The sequence below is a fragment of the Propylenella binzhouense genome, from assembly GCF_009866965.1.
Lineage (GTDB): Bacteria > Pseudomonadota > Alphaproteobacteria > Rhizobiales > Afifellaceae > Propylenella > Propylenella binzhouense.
The window spans coordinates 1-19,936 of the sequence record NZ_SPKJ01000076.1; the positions used below are offsets into that span (position 1 = coordinate 1).

Annotated in this window: 19 protein-coding genes, 1 tRNA gene, 1 pseudogene and 1 riboswitch; of the genes and pseudogenes, 12 read left to right on the forward strand and 9 right to left on the reverse strand. The window is 70.6% G+C overall.

Annotation, left to right across the window (positions count from 1 at the left end; translation table 11 throughout):
- The 5 genes and pseudogenes from E4O86_RS17300 to E4O86_RS17320 form a co-directional block, all read right to left on the reverse strand.
- Positions 1-400, reverse strand: a pseudogene (locus E4O86_RS17300) (hypothetical protein); the annotation flags it as partial.
- A 76-nt stretch (positions 401-476) separates the two neighbouring features.
- Positions 477-1,028 (reverse strand): GNAT family N-acetyltransferase, encoded by a 552-nt coding sequence (locus E4O86_RS17305; protein ID WP_161141807.1) that lies wholly within the window; start codon positions 1,026-1,028, stop codon positions 477-479.
- Positions 1,025-1,864 (reverse strand): 3-mercaptopyruvate sulfurtransferase, encoded by an 840-nt coding sequence (sseA, locus tag E4O86_RS17310; RefSeq protein ID WP_161141808.1) that lies wholly within the window; start codon positions 1,862-1,864, stop codon positions 1,025-1,027. The genes E4O86_RS17305 and sseA overlap by 4 nt, the downstream gene beginning before the upstream one ends.
- Positions 1,861-2,592 (reverse strand): alanyl-tRNA editing protein, encoded by a 732-nt coding sequence (locus E4O86_RS17315; RefSeq protein WP_161141809.1) that lies wholly within the window; start codon positions 2,590-2,592, stop codon positions 1,861-1,863. Before E4O86_RS17315 ends, sseA begins: the two co-directional genes overlap by 4 nt.
- Positions 2,593-3,633, reverse strand: coding sequence for a cysteine synthase A (locus E4O86_RS17320; protein WP_161141810.1), 1,041 nt, complete (start codon positions 3,631-3,633; stop codon positions 2,593-2,595). It lies immediately after the preceding gene.
- 318 nt (positions 3,634-3,951) lie between these two features.
- Between E4O86_RS17320 and E4O86_RS17325 the strand changes: the two genes are divergently transcribed.
- Genes E4O86_RS17325 through E4O86_RS17335 form a run of 3 tightly spaced genes read left to right on the forward strand, consistent with a single transcriptional unit; the run spans position 3,952 to position 8,923 of the window.
- Positions 3,952-5,022: an HlyD family secretion protein gene (locus tag E4O86_RS17325; RefSeq protein WP_161141811.1), complete on the forward strand. Its 1,071-nt coding sequence runs from the start codon at positions 3,952-3,954 to the stop codon at positions 5,020-5,022.
- Complete coding sequence (gene rbbA, locus E4O86_RS17330) at positions 5,019-7,808, forward strand: ribosome-associated ATPase/putative transporter RbbA (protein WP_161141812.1); 2,790 nt, start codon at positions 5,019-5,021, stop codon at positions 7,806-7,808. The genes E4O86_RS17325 and rbbA overlap by 4 nt, the downstream gene beginning before the upstream one ends.
- Positions 7,809-7,810: 2 nt before the next feature.
- Entirely contained in the window at positions 7,811-8,923 is a 1,113-nt protein-coding gene (locus E4O86_RS17335) for an ABC transporter permease (RefSeq protein ID WP_161141813.1), read from the forward strand.
- Here E4O86_RS17335 and E4O86_RS17340 read toward each other — a convergent pair.
- Positions 8,895-9,980, reverse strand: a complete 1,086-nt coding sequence (locus E4O86_RS17340; RefSeq protein ID WP_161141814.1) for a zinc-binding metallopeptidase family protein — start codon at positions 9,978-9,980, stop codon at positions 8,895-8,897. The genes E4O86_RS17335 and E4O86_RS17340 overlap by 29 nt on opposite strands.
- A gap of 152 nt (positions 9,981-10,132) precedes the next feature.
- Here E4O86_RS17340 and E4O86_RS17345 point away from each other — a divergent pair, with 152 nt between their 5' ends.
- Both E4O86_RS17345 and E4O86_RS17350 read left to right on the forward strand, forming a co-directional pair.
- On the forward strand, positions 10,133-10,975 hold the full coding sequence (locus E4O86_RS17345; protein WP_161141815.1) for an aldo/keto reductase: 843 nt from the start codon (positions 10,133-10,135) through the stop codon (positions 10,973-10,975).
- Positions 10,976-11,062: 87 nt separating this feature from the next.
- The gene (locus E4O86_RS17350; protein WP_161141816.1) at positions 11,063-11,788 is read left to right on the forward strand and encodes a sulfite exporter TauE/SafE family protein; all 726 of its coding nucleotides are present in this window, start codon (positions 11,063-11,065) and stop codon (positions 11,786-11,788) included.
- Positions 11,789-11,867: 79 nt separating this feature from the next.
- On the opposite strand, the gene arsH is transcribed toward E4O86_RS17350, so the two are convergent.
- Positions 11,868-12,590, reverse strand: a complete 723-nt coding sequence (gene arsH / locus E4O86_RS17355; protein WP_161141817.1) for an arsenical resistance protein ArsH — start codon at positions 12,588-12,590, stop codon at positions 11,868-11,870.
- Between the two features lie 436 nt (positions 12,591-13,026).
- Between arsH and E4O86_RS17360 the strand changes: the two genes are divergently transcribed.
- Positions 13,027-13,335, forward strand: coding sequence for a type II toxin-antitoxin system Phd/YefM family antitoxin (locus tag E4O86_RS17360; protein ID WP_161141818.1), 309 nt, complete (start codon positions 13,027-13,029; stop codon positions 13,333-13,335).
- Here E4O86_RS17360 and E4O86_RS17365 read toward each other — a convergent pair.
- Entirely contained in the window at positions 13,328-14,008 is a 681-nt protein-coding gene (locus E4O86_RS17365; protein ID WP_161141819.1) for a hypothetical protein, read from the reverse strand. The genes E4O86_RS17360 and E4O86_RS17365 overlap by 8 nt on opposite strands.
- Positions 14,009-14,338: 330 nt before the next feature.
- Positions 14,339-14,413, reverse strand: a tRNA-Asn gene (locus tag E4O86_RS17370).
- Positions 14,414-14,489: 76 nt separating this feature from the next.
- Here E4O86_RS17370 and E4O86_RS17375 point away from each other — a divergent pair.
- From E4O86_RS17375 to cobN, 6 genes are all read left to right on the forward strand, one after another.
- On the forward strand, positions 14,490-14,819 hold the full coding sequence (locus tag E4O86_RS17375) for a hypothetical protein (protein ID WP_161141820.1): 330 nt from the start codon (positions 14,490-14,492) through the stop codon (positions 14,817-14,819).
- A riboswitch (cobalamin riboswitch) is annotated at positions 14,816-15,032 on the forward strand. (Overlaps the previous gene by 4 nt.)
- Positions 15,033-15,063: 31 nt before the next feature.
- Positions 15,064-15,237, forward strand: coding sequence for a CbtB domain-containing protein (locus tag E4O86_RS17380; protein WP_161141821.1), 174 nt, complete (start codon positions 15,064-15,066; stop codon positions 15,235-15,237).
- 7 nt (positions 15,238-15,244) lie between these two features.
- Positions 15,245-15,967, forward strand: coding sequence for a CbtA family protein (locus tag E4O86_RS17385; RefSeq protein WP_161141822.1), 723 nt, complete (start codon positions 15,245-15,247; stop codon positions 15,965-15,967).
- Positions 15,964-16,488 (forward strand): bifunctional adenosylcobinamide kinase/adenosylcobinamide-phosphate guanylyltransferase, encoded by a 525-nt coding sequence (cobU, locus tag E4O86_RS17390; protein WP_161141823.1) that lies wholly within the window; start codon positions 15,964-15,966, stop codon positions 16,486-16,488. Before E4O86_RS17385 ends, cobU begins: the two co-directional genes overlap by 4 nt.
- A complete protein-coding gene (cobW, locus tag E4O86_RS17395) occupies positions 16,485-17,510 on the forward strand; it encodes a cobalamin biosynthesis protein CobW (protein WP_161141824.1) in 1,026 nt (341 codons plus the stop codon). The genes cobU and cobW overlap by 4 nt, the downstream gene beginning before the upstream one ends.
- Before the next feature lie 37 nt (positions 17,511-17,547).
- On the forward strand, positions 17,548-19,936 hold a 2,389-nt coding region (gene cobN, locus E4O86_RS17400; protein ID WP_161141825.1), incomplete at its 3' end, for a cobaltochelatase subunit CobN.

A 19,936-nucleotide genomic window follows, 5' to 3' on the forward strand; every position in this document is an offset into this window, starting at 1 on the left:
CTGTGGGCGGGGTGGCGGGTGCCGCCTGACGCGGCTTCGGGGTCTCGGCCTGGCCCTCGGCGGGTTCCCGGTCGGGAGCGGTGCCGGCGGGCTTCGCCTGCTGCGGGGCGGACGGCTTCTCGCCGGCGCCTGCGGGTCGCTGCGGCCGCTCGCTTTGCTGCGGCGCCTGGGCCTCGCCGGCCTTCGGCTGGCCGGTGGCCTTCTGCCCGTTCTGCGCCGCACCGGGCGGGACCTGCCCGGGTACCAGCTTGCGGCGCGTATTCGCCTCGCCTTCCTGCTGGTCGGGGGTCTGGTCGGCCTGCGCCACCACGAGGGCGCGCTGCCCGGCCGGCTGGAACGCTTGCGCGGCGGGCGCGGTCAAGACAGGCAGTACGGTGCCGGCAAGCAGCAGCAGTCGCAATCTCATCATTGTTTCCCGATTTTTCCTAAGGCCCCTCGAGGGGTCCGAACGAGACCAGCCGGCAAATGTTCCCGAGTTACGGCCGTTGTAGGACGGCGGCGCGCGCATAGGCCTCGTCCGGAACGAGGAGCGCGGCGGTCTGCCGGGACACCGGCACGAAGCCGAGCCGCTGGTAGAGCGGCAGCGCGGCCGGATGGTCGAGCGTGCAGGTGTTGACCCTGACCGTCGCGGGTCCGAACGAGAAGGCCTGCCGGATCGCGGCGCCGAGGAGCCACGGGCCGATGCCGTGTCCGATCCATTCCGGAAAAAGGCCGAAATAGACCAGCGTGACGACCTCCAGGCCGGCCTCGAGCTCGAAATAGCCTGCCGGCGCGCCCTCGGCATAGAGCACGTGGATTTCGACCCCGGGCTTGTGGATGCGCTCCGCGAGCTCGGCATCCGAGATGCCCGCGCGCTCGAGCCACAGCCAGGGACGGCCGACATTCTCGTAGAGGTAGCGGTAGAAATGGAGGGGGATGCGCTCGGCTTTCACGAGCGCGAGGCGCGGGCCGGCGGGCTGCGGGGGAAAGCTCGCGGGCGGCTCGGTCATTTCGAGCCGCGTGATGACCGCCTCGACCGCCCGGCTCATGCGGGTCCGGTTGCCACCGGGGCGTCCGCGCGGGCGCCCCATTCCGCCCAGGAGCCGTCATAGAGCGCGACATCCGTCTTGCCGATCTCCCGGAGCGCCAGACTGAGCACGGCAGCCGTGACGCCCGACCCGCAGGAGGTGACGACCGGCTTGTCGAGGGGGACGCCCGCCGCCTCGAAGGCCTGGCGGATCGCCGCGGGCGGAACGAGGCGGCCGTCGGCGACGAGCCGGTCGAACGGCACGTTCCGGGCGCCCGGCATGTGGCCGCTCGCAAGGCCGGGCCGGGGCTCCGGCGTGGCGCCCTCGAAGCGCGCTGCGGAGCGGGCATCGACGATCGTGGCACTGCCGTCGGCGAGCTTGCGCCGAACCTCGTCGAAGCTGCGCACCGCGCCGGCGGCGAGCCTCGCCTCGAAGCGGCCCGGACCGGGTTCGGCTGCGCCGCGTTCGAGCGGATGGCCCGCCGCGCGCCAGGCCGGAAGGCCGCCCGCGAGGATCCGCACGTCGGAAGCGCCGAAGACCGTCAGCGTCCACCAGACGCGCGGCGCGGAGAACAGGCCGGCGCCGTCATAGACGACGATCGTGTCGTCGTTGGAGAGCCCGAGCGCGCGCGCGGCGGCCGAGAAGTCCGCTTCGGAGGGCAGCATGTGGGGGAGGTCGGTCCCGGGGTCGGCGATCCGGTCGATGTCGAAGAAGACGGCGCCCGGTATGTGGCCCTGTTCGTATTCCGCGCGGGCGTCGCGGTTCTGGGCGGGCAGGTACCAGGAGGCGTCGACGATCCGGATCGAAGGCTCGCCCAGGCGGGCCTGCAGCCATTCCGGCGGCACGAAGGCGGTCATGCCGGCTCCGCGAAGCGGATGCGCACGCGCCGGTTCTGCCGGCCCTTCTTCTCGATCTTCGTCACCGCGAGCGGTCCGATCTCGCCGGTCGCGCGCACATGCGTGCCCCCGCAGGGCTGCAGGTCGACGGCGCCGTCCGCGCCGATCGCGACGAGCCGGACGCGGCCGGAGCCCGTCGGCGGCTTCACCTTCATGGTCCTGACGAGCCCCGGATTGCCGGCGAGCTCCTCGTCGGTGATCCAGCGCGTCGCGATCGGGTGGTCGGCCGCCACCAGCGCGTTGAGCGCCTCGGCGAGCGCGTCGCGGTCGACCGCGCCGGCATCCGGTATGTCGAAGTCGAGCCGGCCCTCCTCGGCGCCGACCGAGCCGCCGGTGACAGGGTAGGGGATCAGCGAGCAGAGCAGGTGCAGCGCGGAATGCATCCGCATGTGGCGGCTGCGGCGCTCCCAGTCGAGGCCGGCCGTGACCGCCATGCCGGCGGCGAGGTCCGCGGCCCCGCCGGCGGGAACGTGGAGAATGGCGGCGCCGTCGGCGGCGTAGACCGTCGCGCCGATGGCGATCGGGCCGGCCGAGACCGCAGCGAGCGTCCCGCTGTCGCCCGGCTGTCCGCCCGCGGCGGGGTAGAAGACGGTCCGGTCGAGCACGATGCCCTCGGGGCCGACCTCGACGACCTGCGCCTCGCAGGCGCGAAGATAGGCGTCGTCCCGGAAAAGCGTCGCAGTCCGCATCTAGTCCACCGGCAGGAAGGGAATGGAGATCGGCGACCGCTCCTCGAGCCAGCTCGGAACCGGCAGGCTCCTCGACCGCAGGAAATCGGGATTGTAGAGCTTCGAGGCGTAGCGCGTGCCGTAGTCGCAGAGCATGGTCACGATCACGTGCCCCGGGCCGAGCTCCCGCGCCATCCGGATCGCGCCCGCCACGTTGACGCCGGACGAACCGCCGAGCGAGAGGCCCTCGTTCTCGAGCAGTTCGAAGAGCAGCGCGACCGATTCCCCGTCGGGGATCCGGAACGCCATGTCGACCGGAGCGCCCTCCAGATTGGCCGTGATCCTGCCCTGGCCGATTCCCTCCGTCACCGAGCCGCCTTCGGCGCGGAGCTCGCCGTGGGAATAATATTCGTAGAGGGCGGAGCCCGGCGGGTCGGCGAGGCCGATCCTGATGCCGGCATTGCGCTCCTTGAGGTAGAGCCCGGTGCCCGCGAGCGTTCCGCCGGTGCCGACGGAGCAGATGAAGGCGTCGACGCCGCCTTCCGTCGCGGCCCAGATCTCGGGGCCGGTGGTCTCGACGTGAGCCTGCCGGTTGGCGATGTTGTCGAACTGGTTCGCCCAGATCGCGCCTTTCGGCTCCTCGGCCGCGATCTGCGCGGCGAGGCGCTCGGACACCTTCACGTAATTGTTCGGGTTGCGGTAGGGCACCGCCGGCACCTCGACGAGCTGGGCCCCGGCGAATCTGAGCGTGTCCTTCTTCTCCTGCGACTGCGTCTCCGGGATCACGATGACGCAGCGATAGCCGAGCGCGCCGGCGACCAGGGCGAGGCCGATGCCGGTATTGCCGGCGGTTCCCTCGACGATCGTGCCGCCCGGCTGGAGCAGCCCCCTGCGCTCCGCGTCGCGCACGATCCAGAGCGCCGCGCGGTCCTTCACCGACTGGCCGGGATTGAGGAACTCGGCCTTTCCGAGGATGGTGCAGCCTGTCGCCTCCGAGGCCTCCCGGAGCCGGATCAGCGGGGTGTTTCCGATCGTGTCGAGGACCGAGCGTGCGACCGTCATGGCGTACCGAGCTTTTGTCGCCGGCAGGCTAGGACGCCGGCGCGGACGGAGCAAGCCGGCTACGACGCTGGAAACGGGATGGCCGGTGCGCCGGGCCGGCGCGTCCGGGCGCCGGTCGGCCGGAGGCGTTGCTGCCACCTTTTTGAGCGTGATCAAGGCCGTGCTGATCGAGGATGATAGCTTCTTGGGAGAGACCGGTCGCGCGGCCGGATCGCCCGAACCATGGAGCCAGTCGATGCGTCGATGGACGGCGGATGCCGGCCGATTCTCCGCCGGATGGCATTCGGCCCCGGATTCGGGCCTGCCGGGACGGGCGGAATGAAGCGGGATCGGACGCGATGGATCGTCGCGGCCGCCGCTGCGGCCGTGCTCGTCGCCGGCTTTCTCGGCTGGCAGGCCCTCCAGGACGATGGCCTGCCGGACGGGATCGCTCGCGGGAACGGCCGGATCGAGGCGGTCGAGATCGACATCGCGACCAAGGCGGCCGGGCGCGTCAGGGACATCCTCGTGGGCGAGGGCGACTTCGTCGAGGCGGGCCAGGTGCTCGCGCAGATGGATACCGAGCAGATCGAGGCGCAGCGCAGGCAGGCCGAGGCGCAGCTCCAGCGGGCGAAGATCGGGGTCGAGACGGCGGAGAGCGTCGTCGTGCAGCGGGAGGCGGAGCGCAAGGCCGCGGCGGCCGTCCTCGCCCAGCGGCAGGCGGAGCTCGATGCGGCGCAAAGCCGGCTCGCGCGCTCCGAGCAGCTTGCCAGGACCGACACCGTCTCCCGGCAGGTGCTCGACGACGACCGCGCGACGGCGCGCGGAGCGGAGGCGGCCGTCGGCGCGGCGGAAGCCTCGCTCGCGGCGTCCGATGCCGCGATCGGTTCGGCGAAGGCGCAGATCGTGGACGCGCGGGCGGCGGTCGACGCGGCCGGCGCGGCGATCGAGAGCATCGAGGCGGAGATCAGGGACAGCACGCTCAAGGCGCCTCGGGCCGGGCGCGTGCAGTACCGGGTGGCCGAGCCGGGCGAGGTGCTGTCGGCCGGCGGGCGCGTGCTGAGCCTGGTCGATCTCGGCGACGTCTCGATGAACTTCTTCCTGCCGACCGCCGAGGCGGGGCGCGTGGCGCTCGGGGCTGACGTGCGGATCGTGCTCGACGCGGCGCCGCAATATGTCATTCCGGCCAAGGCGACCTTCGTCGCCGACGTCGCGCAGTTCACGCCGAAGACCGTCGAGACGGCGGACGAGCGGGAGAAGCTGATGTTCCGCATCAAGGCGCAGATCCCGCCCGAGCTGCTTCGCAAATATATCCGCCAGGTCAAGACGGGGCTGCCGGGCACGGCCTATGTCCGGCTGCGGCCCGATGCCGAGTGGCCGGCGGAAGTCTCCGGACCGGTGGTGGAATGAGCCGGCCGGAGGGCGATCCGGCGCCGCTGCCGCTTCCGCCGGTCGTGCGCCTGACGGGAATCGGGCTTTCCTACGGGAAGACGCGGGCCCTCGACGGGGTCACGCTCGACTTGCCGTCGGGCGCCATGGTCGGGCTGATCGGTCCGGACGGGGTGGGCAAGTCGACCCTCCTCTCCCTCGTCTCCGGCTCGCGCGTGGTGCAGGAGGGGCGCGTCGAGGTTTTGGGCGGCGACATGGCGGACGCGGCGCATCGCCGGCTGAACTGCCCCCGCATCGCCTACATGCCCCAGGGCCTCGGCAGGAATCTCTACCCGACGCTCTCCGTCTTCGAGAACGTCGATTTCTTCGGCCGGCTCTTCGGCCAGGGCCGGGCGGAGCGGGAGCGCAGGATCGCCGCGCTCCTGAAGAGCACGGGGCTCGCGCCCTTCGCGGATCGTCCGGCGGCGAAGCTCTCCGGGGGGATGAAGCAGAAGCTCGGGCTCTGCTGCGCGCTCATCCACGATCCCGACCTGCTGATCCTCGACGAGCCGACCACGGGCGTCGACCCGCTGTCGCGGCGCCAGTTCTGGGAGCTGATCGAGCGCATCCGGACGAGGCGGCGCGGCATGAGCGTGATCGTCTCGACCGCCTACATGGAGGAGGCGGCGCGGTTCGACCTGCTCGTGGCAATGGATGCGGGCCGGGTGCTCGCGACCGGCACGCCGCCGGCGCTCCTCGCGCTGACCGGCGCTGCGACGCTCGACGCCGCCTTCATCGCGCTTCTTCCCGAGGCGAAGCGGCGGGGGCACAGGGAGCTCGCGATGCCGCCGCGGCCGGCCGGCGCCGAGGGGGAGATCGCGATCGAGGCGGAACATCTCACCATGCGGTTCGGCGACTTCACGGCCGTCGACGACGTGAGCTTCCGGATCGCGCGGGGAGAGATCTTCGGGTTCCTCGGCTCGAACGGCTGCGGCAAGACCACCACGATGAAGATGCTCACCGGCCTGCTGGCCGCGAGCGAGGGCACGGCCCGGCTGTTCGGCCGCGAGCTCGACCCCGACGACGTCGGCGTGCGCCGCCGCGTCGGCTACATGTCGCAGGCATTCTCGCTCTATGGCGAGCTCACCGTCCGGCAGAACCTCGATCTTCACGCCCGGCTCTTCAGGCTTTCGCCTGCCGCGATACCCGGCCGCATTGCGGAGATGGTGGAGCGCTTCGGCCTCGCCGGCGTCCTCGATGCGCTCCCCGACGCGCTGCCGCTCGGGGTCCGGCAGCGCCTGTCGCTGGCCGTCGCCATGATCCACGGGCCCGAGATCCTGATCCTCGACGAGCCGACGTCGGGCGTCGACCCGGTGGCGCGCGACGGCTTCTGGCAGATCCTCGCCGACCTCTCCCGGAAGGACGGCGTCACGATCTTCGTCTCCACCCATTTCATGAACGAGGCGGAGCGCTGCGACCGCATCTCGCTCATGCATGCCGGGCGGGTGCTCGTGAGCGACAGTCCGCAGGCGATCGTGGCGAAGCGTTCCGCCGGATCGCTCGAGGAGGCCTTCGTCGCCTATCTCGAGGAGGCGACGGCCGGAGAGGCGGGGCAGGGCGTCGAATTGGATTCCGCCGTCCCGGATCCGGCTGGGACGGATGGACCGGGCGCTCCCGGTCCCGCGCCGAAGCGTCCGCCGCGCTTCGACCTGCGGCGCATGTTCGCCTATACCCGGCGGGAGGCGCTCGAGCTCGGGCGGGACCCGATCCGCGCCACGCTGGCGATGCTCGGCAGCGTGATCCTGATGTTCGTGGTCGGCTACGGCATCAACCTCGACGTGGAGAACCTCGCCTTCGCGGTGCTCGACCGGGACGGCACCACGATCAGCCGCGACTACGTCCAGCAGGTCGCCGGCTCGCGCTATTTCGACGAGAGGGCTCCGATCGCGGACTACGCCGATCTCGACCGGCGCATGCGCGACGGGGAACTGAGCCTGGCGCTCGAGATCCCGCCGGGCTTCGGCAGGGACGTCTCGCGCGGGCGCGACGTCGAGATCGGGGCCTGGATCGACGGTGCGATGCCGACGCGGGCCGAGACCGTGCTCGGCTACGTCCAGGGCGTGCATGCGGGCTGGATCGCCGAGAAGGCGCGCGCGATCTACGGCGATGCCGCCGCGGCGGGATCTTTCCAGCTCGCGATACGGTACCGCTACAATCCCGACGTCCGCAGCCTGGTCGCGATGGTTCCCGCGGTCATCCCGCTTCTCCTCCTGATCATCCCGGCCATGCTCGCCGTGCTCAGCGTCGTGCGCGAGAAGGAGCTCGGGTCGATCGTCAACTTCTACGTGACGCCGGTCACCCAGCTCGAGTTCCTGGTCGGCAAGCAGCTTCCCTATGTCGCCCTCGCCATGCTGAACGCCGCGCTGCTGCTCGGCTTCGCCGTCATCGTCTTCCGCGTGCCCTTCACCGGAAGCCTGCCGGCCTTTGCGGCCGCCGCGCTCCTCTACGGCATCGTGGCGACGGGCATGGGGCTCGTGATCTCGAGCTTCATGAGGAGCCAGATCGCGGCGATCTTCGCCACCGCCCTCATCACGCTCATCCCGGCGGTCCAGTTCTCCGGCATGATCGATCCGGTCTCCTCGCTGCGGGGCGCGGGCGCGCTGATCGGCCGGATCTACCCGACCACCTATTTCGTCACGATCTCGCGCGGCACCTTCTCGAAGGCGCTCGATTTCGGCGATCTCTCGGCCTCGTTCCTGCCGCTCCTGATCGCCGTCCCGGTCCTGCTCGGGCTCGGCGCCGCGCTCCTGCGGAAGCAGGCGGGCTGACCATGCGCATCGCCAACGTCGTCCAGCTCGGGATCAAGGAACTGCGCGGGCTCGCCCGCGATCCGATGCTCCTGGTGCTGATCGCCTACGCCTTCACGATCTCGATCTACACGGCGTCGAGCGCGATGCCGGAGACGCTCAACCGCGCGACGATCGGCATTGTCGACGAGGACCAGTCGCCCGTCTCCTCGCGTATTCTCACCGCCTTCTACCCGCCCTATTTCACGGTCCCGCGCCTCATCTCGCCGCCCGAGATGGACAGCCGGATGGATGCCGGCCTCGACACCTTCGCGCTCGACATCCCGCCGAATTTCCAGCGGGACCTCCTCGCCGGCAGGTCGCCCGCGATCCAGCTCAACATCGACGCCACCCGCATGTCCCAGGCCTTTACCGGCGGCGGCTACGTGCAGTCGATCGTGACGGGCGAGGTCAACGAATTCCTCGACCGGTACCGTTCGAACGAGCCGCTGCCGGTCGAACTCGCCGTGCGGGCCCGCTTCAACCCGGAGCTGAACAAGAGCTGGTTCGGCGCCGTGACCAACGTCATCGCATCGATCACCATGCTCTCCATCATCCTGACGGGAGCGGCCCTCATCCGGGAGCGGGAGCACGGCACGATCGAGCACCTGCTGGTCATGCCGGTGACGCCGGTCGAGATCATGATGGGCAAGATCTGGTCGATGGGGCTTGTCGTGCTGGTTGCCTCCGCCTTCGCCCTCGTCGTGGTCGTGGAGGGGCTCCTCCGCGTGCCCATCGAAGGATCGCTGGCGCTCTTCCTCGCCGGCACCGCCCTGCAGCTCTTCGCCACCACCGCGATGGGGATCTTCCTCGCCACGGTGGCGGGGAGCATGCCGCAGTTCGGGCTGCTCCTGATGCTCGTCCTGCTGCCGCTCCAGGTTCTTTCCGGGGCGATCACCCCGCGCGAAAGCATGCCGGAGATCATCCGGACCATCATGCTGGCGGCGCCGAACACGCATTTCGTGATCCTCGCGCAGGCAGTGCTCTTCCGCGGCGCCGGGCTCGGCGTGGTCTGGCCGCAGCTCGCCGCGCTGCTGGCGATCGGCCTCGGCCTCTTTTTCTTCGCGCTCAGGCGCTTCCGGTCGTTCCTCGGTTAGGGACGCGCCGGTGCACGAGGCCGTGCACGAAGCCGAGCTTCGCGACGACGGGCGGCGTCAGCACGAACGGATAGAGGTCCGGCAGGCCCATGCAGCGGTTGATGCTGTTGAGCGCGAAGGTGACGGGCACCCAGGCCGCGACGATCTCCTGCATCGAGGCGGCACGGTAGGGATCGGTGTCGACCGCGGTCGAGAGCGTTCCGGTCTCGTCGAGGCGCGGCTCCAGCCGGACGCCGAGCTGCTCGGCCATTTCGAGCGTATCGACGATGTGGAGATAGTGGGCCCAGGTCTCGGCGAAATCCTCCCACGGATGGGTGGTGGCGTAGGCGGAGACGTGGGTCTCCTGCCAGCCGGGCGGAGGGCCGTCCCGGTAGTGACGCGCGAGCGCCTCCCCATAATCCTGGCGGTCGTCGCCGAAGGTCCGGCGGCATTCGTCGAGCGGGCCGCCGTCGCGGACCAGTATGTCCCAGAAATGGTGGCCGATCTCGTGGCGGAAATGGCCGAGCAGCGTGCGGTAGGGCTCGCCCATCTCGGTGCGGCGGCGCTCCCGCTCGGAATCGTCGGCCTCCGCGAGCGCGATCGTCACCCGCCCGTTGTCGTGGCCCGTCATCACCTTCGGCCCGCGCTCGGCCGGCGGATCGGCCAGGAACTCGAAGACGAGGCCGTGCTCCGGGTCCTCCGCGCGGGTCGCAAGCGGAAGGCCGAGGCGCACGAGCGTGTAGAAGAGCCTGTGCTTCGCCGCCTCGATCATGCGCCAGGCCGCGAGCCGCGCCGGGTCGGAGAGATCCGGAATGACGCCGTTGTGGCGGCAGGCGAGGCAGAACGCGGCCGGACTCGACGCCGCGATCAGCCAGTTGCAGGTGCCGTGCGCCGCGTTGGCGCAGAAGCGGAACCGGATTCCCTCGCTCGCCAGCGCCCGCCAGCGGTCGCCATCGGGCTCGAGCGCGGAAAGCGTGCCGGCCTCGGGTATGTAGCCGAGCGCCCGGCCGCAGCGCATGCAGGTGTGGTTCTCGAAGTGCAGGATCTGCCCGCAGGCCTGGCACTTGAAGAGCTTCATGGGGAGACCCGGAGGCGATCGGGCCGGCGCGGCCCGCTGAACCCTCGTCAACTCGAGGGCGGGTCTGGCGTTCCCGGAGGCCGCCGGCCGATTTTCAAGCCGGGACGCGCCTGATACGCCTTCGCGGAAGAAGAAGGGGGAGGAAGGTGGGCATGTCTGGGGACTTGACGATCGCGATCGGGGATGGCCGCCGGATTCCCGCGCTCGGCTTCGGAACGGGCGGCAGCATGACCGAGGCGTGCGGCGAGATCGTGCTCTCGGCGCTTCGGGCGGGCTACCGCCATATCGACACGGCGCGGAAATACGGCTCGGAGCGCGGGGTGGGGGAGGCGATCCGCGCTTCGGGGCTGGCGCGCGGTGAGGTCTTCGTCACGACCAAGGTGTCGCACGAGGATCTCGCGCCCGACGCCCTGCTCCGCTCGGCGGAGGCGAGCCTCGCCGCGCTCGGCCTCGATTTCGTGGATCTCCTGCTCGTCCACTGGCCGCTTCCCGGCATGCCGTTCCGCGATACGATCGGCGCCCTCGCGCAGGCGAGGCGGCGCGGCCTTGCGCGCAGCATCGGCGTGGCGAATTTCAACATCGCCCTGCTCTCCGAGGCGATGCAGGTGTCGCCGGAGCCGCTCGCCGCCCTGCAGGCCGAGTATCATCCGTTCCTCGACCAGACGAAGCTGCTCGAATTCTGCCGCCGGAACGGGCTCGCCTTCGTCTCCTATTGCCCGCTCGCCCGCGGCCGGATCCTCGCAGACGAGACCCTTGCCGGGATCGCGGCCGCACGGGGCAGGACGGTGCCGCAGGTCGTCCTTCGCTGGCTCCTGCAGCAGCAAGGCGTGGCGGCGATCCCGGGCTCGAGCAATCCCGAGCGCATCCGCGAGAATTTCGACGTCTTCGGCTTCTCGCTCGACGACGAGGAGATGCGGCGGATCCACGCGCTCGCCCGGCCGGACGGCCGGATCGTCAAGCCGAAGGACCGTTCCCCGGTCTGGGATGCCGCCTGACCCCGATCCCGCAATGTTCCTCTCGTGCCGGCGCGGGAACCGGGATAGAAGGCGGTCCCCGAACAACGCGACCGGGAGAACCGGCTCTTGCTCCTCGTCTTCGTCTGTCTTGCGCTCGGCGGCATCCTGAAGGGGGCGACCGGCGCCGGCGCGCCCCTCGTCGCGGTGCCGGCGCTCGCCATGCTGGTCGACGTCAAGTTCGCGGTCACCGTCATGGTGATGCCGAGCCTCTTCACGAACCTCACGCAGGCGTGGCTCTACCGCGAGCACCGGCTTCCCCGGAACTTCATGGCGGCCTTCGTCGCGGCCGGCATCCTCGGCGTGGTGCTCGGTTCCTACGTGCTCGCGAGCCTGTCGCAGGACATGCTGTCGCTCATCGTGGCGCTCGCCGTGTTCGCCTATATCGGTTTCCGGCTGCTCCGGCCCGACTGGGTGGTGAGCTATGCGGCCGGCCGTGCGCTCTCGGTGCCGATGGGGATCGCGGCCGGAATCCTGCAGGGGGCGGCCGGCATCTCGTCGCCCGCCGCGGTCACCTTCCTCAACGCGATGCGGCTCGACCGGCCGGTCTTCATCGGCACGATCTCGACGCTCTTCTTCGCGATGACGCTCGTGCAGCTCCCGGCGCTCGGCTATCTCGGCCTGATGGATGCGCACAGGATTCTCCTCAGCGTCCTCACCTTCCTGCCGATCCTCGCCTTCATGCCGGTCGGCGAACGGATCGCCCGCCGCCTCTCCAAGCGCTTCTTCGACAACCTGATCCTCTGTCTGCTCGCGATCGTCGCCACGAAGCTCGTCTTCTCGGCGCTCGCCTGAGCCGGCCGTCGGCCCGGCGCGCCATCGCCATGCGCATGGCCGGCCGAACGAGGCGCCGGACCTGCCACGGACCGGGAGATCAGATCGCGGTGAGCTGCACGCGGGCGGCGTGCTTCGCCGCCGCCTCCTTGCGCTCGCTGTAGCGGCTGGTGAGATAGGCGCCCGCGCCGCGCGTGAGCAGCGTGAACTTCATCAGTTCCTCCATCACGTCGACGACCCGATCGTAATAGGGGGAGGGCTTCATGCGGCCGGCCTCGTCGAACTGCTCGTAGGCCTTGGCGACGGAGGACTGGTTCGGGATCGTGATCATGCGCATCCAGCGGCCGAGGATGCGCATCTGGTTCACCGCGTTGAAGGATTGCGACCCGCCGCTCACCTGCATGACGGCGAGCGTCTTGCCCTGGGTCGGCCTCACCGCCCCGAGGGAAAGCGGAATCCAGTCGATCTGCGCCTTCATGATCCCGGTCATCGCGCCGTGGCGTTCCGGGCTGCACCAGACCTGCCCCTCCGACCAGGCCGACAGGTCGCGCAGCTCCGCGACCTTCGGGTGATCGGCCGGCGCGTCGTCGGGAAGCGGCAGCCCGCTCGGATTGAAGATGCGGGTCTCGGCGCCGAAGGCGTTCAGCAGGCGCGCGGCCTCCAGGGTCTGGAACCGGCTGAACGACCGCTTCCGAAGCGAGCCGTAGAGCAGCAGAATGCGCGGCGGGTGCGCCGGCGGCTCCGGGAAGAGGCGAGCGGTCGTCGGGGCTTCGAAGGCGCCGGAATGGATGTTCGGCAGATCGGTCAGGTCGGGCAGCTGCATCAATACGCCTCTTTGGCGATGCGCGGCCTCGTCCGGCCACGCTCGCACGGTCCTTCGAACGGTTCGCGATCCGGACGGCAGGCGGCGTGGCCGCACCCTCGAACCGGCATGCCCGGTGGCCAGGATCGCGCTGTGGGGAACGCTCGTGCTCCGGGCGATGCCGCCGGCTGGAAGCCGCCGGGCTCTTGCCGCGTCGGAAGGCGGTGGAGCTCGGTACGGGGCAGCTGACAAGTGCCGGAGACGGCCTGATCGCGTCAGTCTGTCGATGTTACTCGACAGATCGACTGAGCGCAAGGACTGCCGTGCATGCGTCCGCGCCGCGCCCGGAAGGCAGGCTTGACGGCCGATCCTAGACAGCTCCAATCGGCATTGGGATGGACCATAAAATGGCTTAATAAGAGGGGCGAAGCGTCGACCGCGGCCAAAGCGCATTGCCATGCGGATCTCTGTGACTGAAGCGAAGGGCCAGCTTACCGAACTGGTGCGGCGGGCGGAAGCGGGAGACGAGATCATCCTGACCCGTCACGGCCATGCCGCCGTGCGGCTGGTGCCGGTCAAGCCGGTCGCCGATGCGAAATCCCGCAAGGCATTGCTCGACGCCGTTCGCGCTTCTGCCGCCGCAAAGGCGACAGCGGGCCCGAACGCCGCGCGCAGCCAGGATTTCCTCTACGGTGAGGACAGATGGCATAGAGGGCGTCTTCCGCCCGCGCGCGGCTGCTGCGGGGCGGGAAAGGCGATCACTTGATCTGAAACCCGAACGGCGGATTGCATTCGGGATCTCCGACCACGTGCACCTCCCGGAAGGGAGACGATCGAGCTGACGCTTCCAGCCGAGGGAGGGCGGCGGTCCAGGCTTCTCGGGGCAGAAGGTTCAGCGGCGCTTCTATCAGAAGGTCGAGATCAGCATATCGGGGACCGGCCTTTCTCCGCAGACAGCGATCGATTCCCTCGCAAACCAGCCGAATTGCCTGATCGGTACTGTAAGCCTTCCTCTCCGCGGTGACGGCATTCCGGAACGCTTCGGCTGGAGCATCATCCTGGAACGGCAGAAAGCCCGGCGCCTCTCCGCGCTCATTCAGTGCTCGACCTTGTTCATACGCGGCCCTGGCCAGAGCAATCGTCACCTCCGTTCCTCGCTCGGGCGCGTTCAACGTTCTGATCCAGCAATCGGGGACTGCATCGTTGAGGGCGAACCGGACATCTCCGGCCAGATTCATCGCCAAGACGTGATGGAAGACCGGGATGATCTCGTCTCGGACTTTCTTCAGATCCCCTTTCTTCTCTCGATGGCGAGCCTTCTCGGCCTCGGACCGATCCGAGACGAAGTAGGCCTGCATCAGGCTGCTGAACTCCGGGATGGGAGTCCAATCGCGCACCCTGCTGAGTAGGTTCACCAAGGCTGGATTGCTGTCACTCACCGCTCCTCCTCAGCCTCACCCACGGCAATGCCGCCGCTCTTGGTGATGGACTCGACGTCGGCAGGGTCGAGACAGGGCTGGCCGACGGTTCCGCTTCGAGATCGTTGCACGCGCACTATGGTGCTGCTGGGCTGGCGAGCCAACCCGGTTCCATCGAGTGCTCCTGGAGAGAGGAACGCCCCGCAGCCTCTAAGGCGCGGGGAGATCCGGCCGGGCGATGCTCTGCCACGCCGCGACGGCGAACTTCGCCACCGCATGCTGTGCCCTATCTCTACCATGCCCCTGAAACGGCGAAGGGGTCAGCCGTATCGGCTAACCCCTTCTGAGATCTGGCTCCCCGGGCCGGATTCGAACCAGCGACCAACCGGTTAACAGCCGGTTGCTCTACCGCTGAGCTACCGGGGATCGATTTCGCGCATATATCGGGACGGACCGTGTATTTCAAGCGCGCCGGCGCGCGGCGCACAACAATGAGACGGACATGACGGACGAGCCGAACGAGCCGCGGGAAACCGCAGGCAAGCCCCAGAAGCTCCGCTTCGGCCGATTCGAGGTGCCGCTGCCGCGTTCGCGCGTCCTGCGGGTCGGGCTCGGCGGCCTGTTCGTGGTGGGCGGGGTCTTCTCCTTCCTGCCGGTGCTCGGCATCTGGATGCTGCCGCTCGGCCTCATCATCCTGTCGCATGATTTCGCGCCGGTCCGGCGCGGGCGGCGGCGCTTCACGGTCTGGTTCCACCGCCGCTATCCGAAGCTCGCCGCCTGGACCGATCCGGGCCCGCAAAACGACTTGCGCAACGCCTCCGATTCCCGATAATCGACGACTGCTCTGGTTCCCCGCCGGCGCGGCACGCGCCTGGGGATGAAATGGGAATGCGGTGCGGAGGGACCCAAGCCGGGCCTCCAATGCCGCAGCTGCCCCCGCAACTGTAAGCGGCGAGCCCCTCCGCATTCTGCCACCGGAAACGGGAAGGCGCGGGACGGGCGGCGACCCGCGAGCCAGGAGACCAGCCCGGGCAAAACGCTCACCCGGCCGTCGGAGGGACGGCAAGGAGGTCTCGATGGAATACGTCTCGAATTCGCCCGCATCCGCCGTCCGCCTGCCGAAATGGCAGGCCGTGGCGGCGCTCGCCCTCGGTCTCGCGGTGGTGTTCGCCGCCGGCTTCGCGACCCCTTCGGCGCTCCACAACGCCACGCACGACACGCGCCACGCCTTCGGCCTTCCCTGCCACTGAGGCCGCCATGCTCCGAAATCTGGTATTGAGCGCCGCGGCGGCAGGGCTCGCGGCCGGCCTCCTCACATCCGCGCTCCAGCAGGTCACCACGACCCCGCTCATCATCGAGGCGGAACGCTACGAAGGCGGCGGGCACCTCGACCACGCCGCCGTCCGGCACGATCAGGGCCTCGTCCTGCTCGTCCACGCGACGAGCGCGGCCGAGGCGCCGGACGCGGCGGAATGGGCGCCGGCGGAGGGGATCGAACGCTCGCTCTACACCTCGCTCGCCACCATCGTGCTCGGCTTCGGCTTCTCGCTTGCGCTTCTCGGGGCGATGCTCCTTGCGGGCGGGCCGGTCGACGGCCGCACCGGGCTTCTCTTCGGCATAGCCGGCTTCGCGGCGACCGCGCTCGCGCCCGCGCTCGGGCTGCCGCCGGAGATCCCGGGCAGCGGGGCCGCGGCGCTCGCGGACCGGCAGCTCTGGTGGGCGATGACGGCGGTGGCGACGGCGGGCGGGCTCGCCGGGCTCTTTCTGGGGCGGTCGGCGCTTCCGCGGATCGCCGGCCTCGTTGCCATCGCGCTGCCGCATGTGATCGGGGCGCCGCACCCGGACGCCTATCTCAGCACCGCGCCGGCCGAGCTCGCGGGCCATTTCGCCGCGGCCTCGCTGGTCCTTGGCGCCGTCTTCTGGGCGGTGCTCGGCTTCGCCTCGGGCCGCGCCTACGCGCATTTCGCGCGGCCGGGATGAAGGCGGGCTCGGTCCTGGTGCTCGGCGGCGCCCGGTCCGGCAAGAGCGCGCATGCCGAGGCGCTCGCCGCGGCGAGCGGGCTCGAACGGGTCTATGTCGCGACGGCCGAGCCGCGCGATGCGGAGATGGGCGAGCGGATCGCCCATCACCGCGCCCGGCGCGGCGCGCTCTGGCGCACCGTCGAGGCGCCCGATGCGCTGGAGCAGGCGGTGGCGGCGGAGGCCGCGCCCGGGCGGGCCGTGCTGGTCGATTGCCTGACGCTCTGGCTCTCGAACCTTCTCCTCGCCGGCGCCGATCTCGAATCCCGCTGCCGGGCCCTCTCCGGCCTCGTCGGCCGGCTGCCGGGGCTTCTCGTCCTCGTCTCCAACGAGGTCGGGCTCGGCATCGTGCCCGAGAACGCGCTCGCCCGCCGCTTCCGCGATGCGCAAGGCCGGCTCAACCAGGACGTCGCGGCCCGGGCCGACCGGGTGGTGTTCGTCGCCGCGGGCCTGCCCCTCAGCTTGAAAGGACCTTGCGAATGACAGCCGATCTCGGCCGCATCCCGGCCACGATCGTCACCGGCTTCCTGGGCGCCGGCAAGACCACGCTCATCCGCCACCTCCTGCAGAATGCGGGCGGCCGCAGGATCGCCCTCATCGTCAACGAGTTCGGCGATGTCGGCTTCGACGGCTCGGTGCTCGCGGAATGCGGCAGCGAGGCGTGCGGCGGCGAGGAGATCATCGAGCTCGCCAATGGCTGCATCTGCTGCACCGTCGCCGACGATTTCCTGCCGGCGATGGAGACGATCCTCGGGCGCGGGGAGCCGCCGGACCACATCGTGATCGAGACCTCCGGGCTCGCGCTGCCCCAGCCGCTGGTGAAGGCCTTCACCTGGCCGACGGTCAGGAACCGCGTCACGGTCGACGCGGTGGTGACCGTGGTGGACGCGACGGCGGTCGCCGAGGGGCGGGTCGCCTCCGACGAGGCGAAGCTCGCCGAGCAGCGCGCGAAGGACCTCGCGCTCGACCATGACGACCCGGTCGAGGAGCTGTTCGAGGATCAGCTCCGCTGCGCCGACCTGATCCTGGTCTCGAAGACGGACCTCGTCTCGGAATCCGATCTCGCGCGCGTGGAGGCGGCGATCGATGCCGACCGCCGCCCGGAGGCCCGCACCGTGAGGGTCGCCAACGGCGCCGTGCCGGCCGAGATCCTGCTCGGCCAGCGCGCCGCCGCGGAAGCCGATGTCGCGAACCGCAAGAGCCATCACGAGCTCGAAGGCGAGGAGCACGATCACGACGATTTCGACACCTTCGTGCTCGCCGTCGAGGCGTCCGACCGGGCGGCGATCGAGGCCCGGGTGAGGGGAGCGATGGCGCTTCCCGGCGTCCTGCGGATCAAGGGCCTCGTCACGGTGCCGGGCCGCGCCGCGCCGCTCGCCGTCCAGGCGGTCGGGCCGCGGGTGGAGACCTGGTTCGTGCCGGAGGCGGGGCGCCCGCCGGGCCTCGTGGTGATCGGGCTCAGGAGCCTCGACCGCGCCGCCGTCGAGGCGGCGCTCGGAAGCTGAGCCGGCGCGCCCCGGCGGCACAGGCGAAGGCCGTTCGATGCACATCCTGAAGGGGCAGACGCGCGGGCTGGAGGCGGGAGCGGAGCCGGTCGATCTGGAGCAGACGCCCGGCGACATCATCGTCCTCACCGCGGCCGACACGGAGATCGCCGGCCTCGCCGCCGCCCGCCGGCGGCTCGGCGACGGCTTCCCCTCCGTTCGGCTCGCGAACTGGATGGCGCTCGCCCATCCCTATTCCGTCGATCTCTACGGCGAGACGGTGCTCGCCCATGCCCGTCTGGTGGTGCTCCGCCTGCTCGGCGGCGCCTCCTATTGGCGCTACGGTCTCGACGAGGCGGTGCGGCTCGCGCGCGCGAACGGCAGCCTCCTCGCCGTGCTGCCGGGCGATTCGACTTGGGACGGCGCGCTCGCCGCCTTCGGCACCGTCGGCGAAGCCGAGGCGCGGGCGCTCTGGTCCTGCCTTGCGGAGGGCGGCTCGGAGAACCTCGAGCGCTTCCTGCGTCTCGCGCGGCACCTGATCGGGGAGGGCGAGGCACCGGATCCGGCCCGGCCGCTGCCGACCGCCGGCCGCTACCGGTGGCGCGGCGCGACCGCCTTGGGCGAGGGTCCGGTGGCGGCGATCCTGTTCTATCGGGCGCTTCTGCAGGCGGGCCAGACCGAGCCTGTGGACGCGCTCTGCGACGCCCTTGCCGCGCGCGGGCTCGCGCCGCTTCCGCTCTATGTTTCGAGCCTCAAGCAGGCGGCCGACGCGGCCTTCGTCGCTGCCGAGCTCGCTGCGCACGAGCCGGCGCTGGTCCTCAACGCGACCGCCTTCTCGCTTTCCGAGCCGGGCAGGGGCGGCGCTGCGACGGTGCTCGACGGCGGCGCGCGGCCGGTGCTCCAGGTCACGTTCGCTGGCGTCCCGGAGGCGGCGTGGGCGGCGTCCTCCCGCGGGCTCTCGCCGACGGACCTCACGATGAACGTCGTGCTGCCGGAGGTCGACGGCCGCCTCGTCACGCGGGCGGTCTCCTTCAAGGAATCGGAGGAGCGGGATCCGCTCACCGAGTGCCGGCCCGTGCGCTACCGGCCGAAGCCGGACCGGATCGCCTATGTCGCCGATCTCGCCGCCCGCTGGGCACGGCTGAGAGACCTTGCGAACGGCGAAAAGCGCGTCGCGATCGTGCTCTCCAACTATCCCAACCGCGACGGCCGGATCGCCAACGGGGTGGGGCTGGACGCGCCGGCCTCGACGGCGCGGCTCGTCGCGGAGCTCGATCGCGCAGGCTATGCGGTGGGCGACGCGCCGCGGGTCGGGGCTGCGCTGATGGAGCTGCTTCTCGCGGGTCCGACCAATGCGCGCGGGAGCGGCATGCGGGGCGGCGGCGTCGACCTGCCGATCGCGGATTACGAACGATTCTTCAGCGGGCTACCTGATGATGTTCGTATGGCGGTCGAGGCGCGCTGGGGCGCCGCCGCCGACGATCCCTTCGTCAAGGGCGGCACGTTCCGGCTTCCGGCGCACCGCTTCGGCAATATCGCGATCGGGATCCAGCCGGCGCGCGGCTACAATATCGACCCGAAATCCAGCTACCACGATCCGGACCTCGTTCCGCCGCACGGCTATTTCGCCTTCTACGCCTGGCTGAGGACCGCCTTTTGCGCCGACGCGCTCGTCCACATGGGCAAGCACGGCAATCTGGAATGGCTGCCGGGCAAGGCGCTCGCGCTCTCCGCGGCGTGCTTTCCGGAGGCGGCGCTCGGGCCGCTCCCCGTCGTCTACCCCTTCATCGTGAACGATCCGGGCGAGGGCGCGCAGGCCAAGCGCCGGAGCGCGGCCGTCATCGTCGACCATCTGATGCCGGCGCTCGCGCGTGCCGAGAGCTACGGGCCGGCGGCCGAGCTCGAGGCGCTCATCGACGAATATGCCGCCGCCGAGCCGGCCGATCCGGCCCGCGCGAAAAGGGTCGCAGCGCGCATCCTCGACTTCGCGCGGGCGCACGGCTTCGACCGCGATCTCGGCCTCGCGCCGGGCGCCGATCTCGAGGCCGCGCTCGGCAGGCTCGACGAGCACGTCTGCGACCTCAAGGAGATGCAGATCCGCGACGGGCTCCACACGCTCGGCGCAGGTCCCGCCGGCCGCGCGCGCGCGGAGACGCTCGTCGCGCTCGCGCGCATCCCGCGCGGGTCGGGAAAGGGCGGGGACGCCTCGCTCCTCAGGGCGCTCGCCGAGGATCTCGGGCTCGGCTTCGATCCGCTCGCCTGCGCCTATGCCGAGCCGTGGACCGGCCCGCGGCCGGCGCTGCTGCGCGATGCAATTCCGCCGGGCGAGGGCGCCGACGGGCCGGCCCCGCCGCTTTGGCGGACGGCCGGCGACACGCTGGAGCGGCTCGAGGCGCTCGGGCTCGCGCTCGTCGAGGCCCATTGCGCGGAGGGTCCGGCCCGGGCCG

What these genes read in the sequence shown, in the direction of transcription:
- E4O86_RS17335 (WP_161141813.1), top strand. Translation starts at nt 7,811, where the DNA reads ATGCGCATCGCCAACGTCGTCCAGCTCGGGATCAAGGAACTGCGCGGG.
- sseA (WP_161141808.1), bottom strand. Translation starts at nt 1,864, where the DNA reads ATGACCGCCTTCGTGCCGCCGGAATGGCTGCAGGCCCGCCTGGGCGAG.
- E4O86_RS17320 (WP_161141810.1), bottom strand. Translation starts at nt 3,633, where the DNA reads ATGACGGTCGCACGCTCGGTCCTCGACACGATCGGAAACACCCCGCTG.
- arsH (WP_161141817.1), bottom strand. Translation starts at nt 12,590, where the DNA reads ATGCAGCTGCCCGACCTGACCGATCTGCCGAACATCCATTCCGGCGCC.
- E4O86_RS17380 (WP_161141821.1), top strand. Translation starts at nt 15,064, where the DNA reads ATGGAATACGTCTCGAATTCGCCCGCATCCGCCGTCCGCCTGCCGAAA.
- E4O86_RS17315 (WP_161141809.1), bottom strand. Translation starts at nt 2,592, where the DNA reads ATGCGGACTGCGACGCTTTTCCGGGACGACGCCTATCTTCGCGCCTGC.
- rbbA (WP_161141812.1), top strand. Translation starts at nt 5,019, where the DNA reads ATGAGCCGGCCGGAGGGCGATCCGGCGCCGCTGCCGCTTCCGCCGGTC.
- E4O86_RS17345 (WP_161141815.1), top strand. Translation starts at nt 10,133, where the DNA reads ATGTCTGGGGACTTGACGATCGCGATCGGGGATGGCCGCCGGATTCCC.
- E4O86_RS17360 (WP_161141818.1), top strand. Translation starts at nt 13,027, where the DNA reads ATGCGGATCTCTGTGACTGAAGCGAAGGGCCAGCTTACCGAACTGGTG.
- cobU (WP_161141823.1), top strand. Translation starts at nt 15,964, where the DNA reads ATGAAGGCGGGCTCGGTCCTGGTGCTCGGCGGCGCCCGGTCCGGCAAG.
- E4O86_RS17325 (WP_161141811.1), top strand. Translation starts at nt 3,952, where the DNA reads ATGAAGCGGGATCGGACGCGATGGATCGTCGCGGCCGCCGCTGCGGCC.
- E4O86_RS17375 (WP_161141820.1), top strand. Translation starts at nt 14,490, where the DNA reads ATGACGGACGAGCCGAACGAGCCGCGGGAAACCGCAGGCAAGCCCCAG.
- E4O86_RS17385 (WP_161141822.1), top strand. Translation starts at nt 15,245, where the DNA reads ATGCTCCGAAATCTGGTATTGAGCGCCGCGGCGGCAGGGCTCGCGGCC.
- E4O86_RS17305 (WP_161141807.1), bottom strand. Translation starts at nt 1,028, where the DNA reads ATGAGCCGGGCGGTCGAGGCGGTCATCACGCGGCTCGAAATGACCGAG.
- E4O86_RS17340 (WP_161141814.1), bottom strand. Translation starts at nt 9,980, where the DNA reads ATGAAGCTCTTCAAGTGCCAGGCCTGCGGGCAGATCCTGCACTTCGAG.
- cobW (WP_161141824.1), top strand. Translation starts at nt 16,485, where the DNA reads ATGACAGCCGATCTCGGCCGCATCCCGGCCACGATCGTCACCGGCTTC.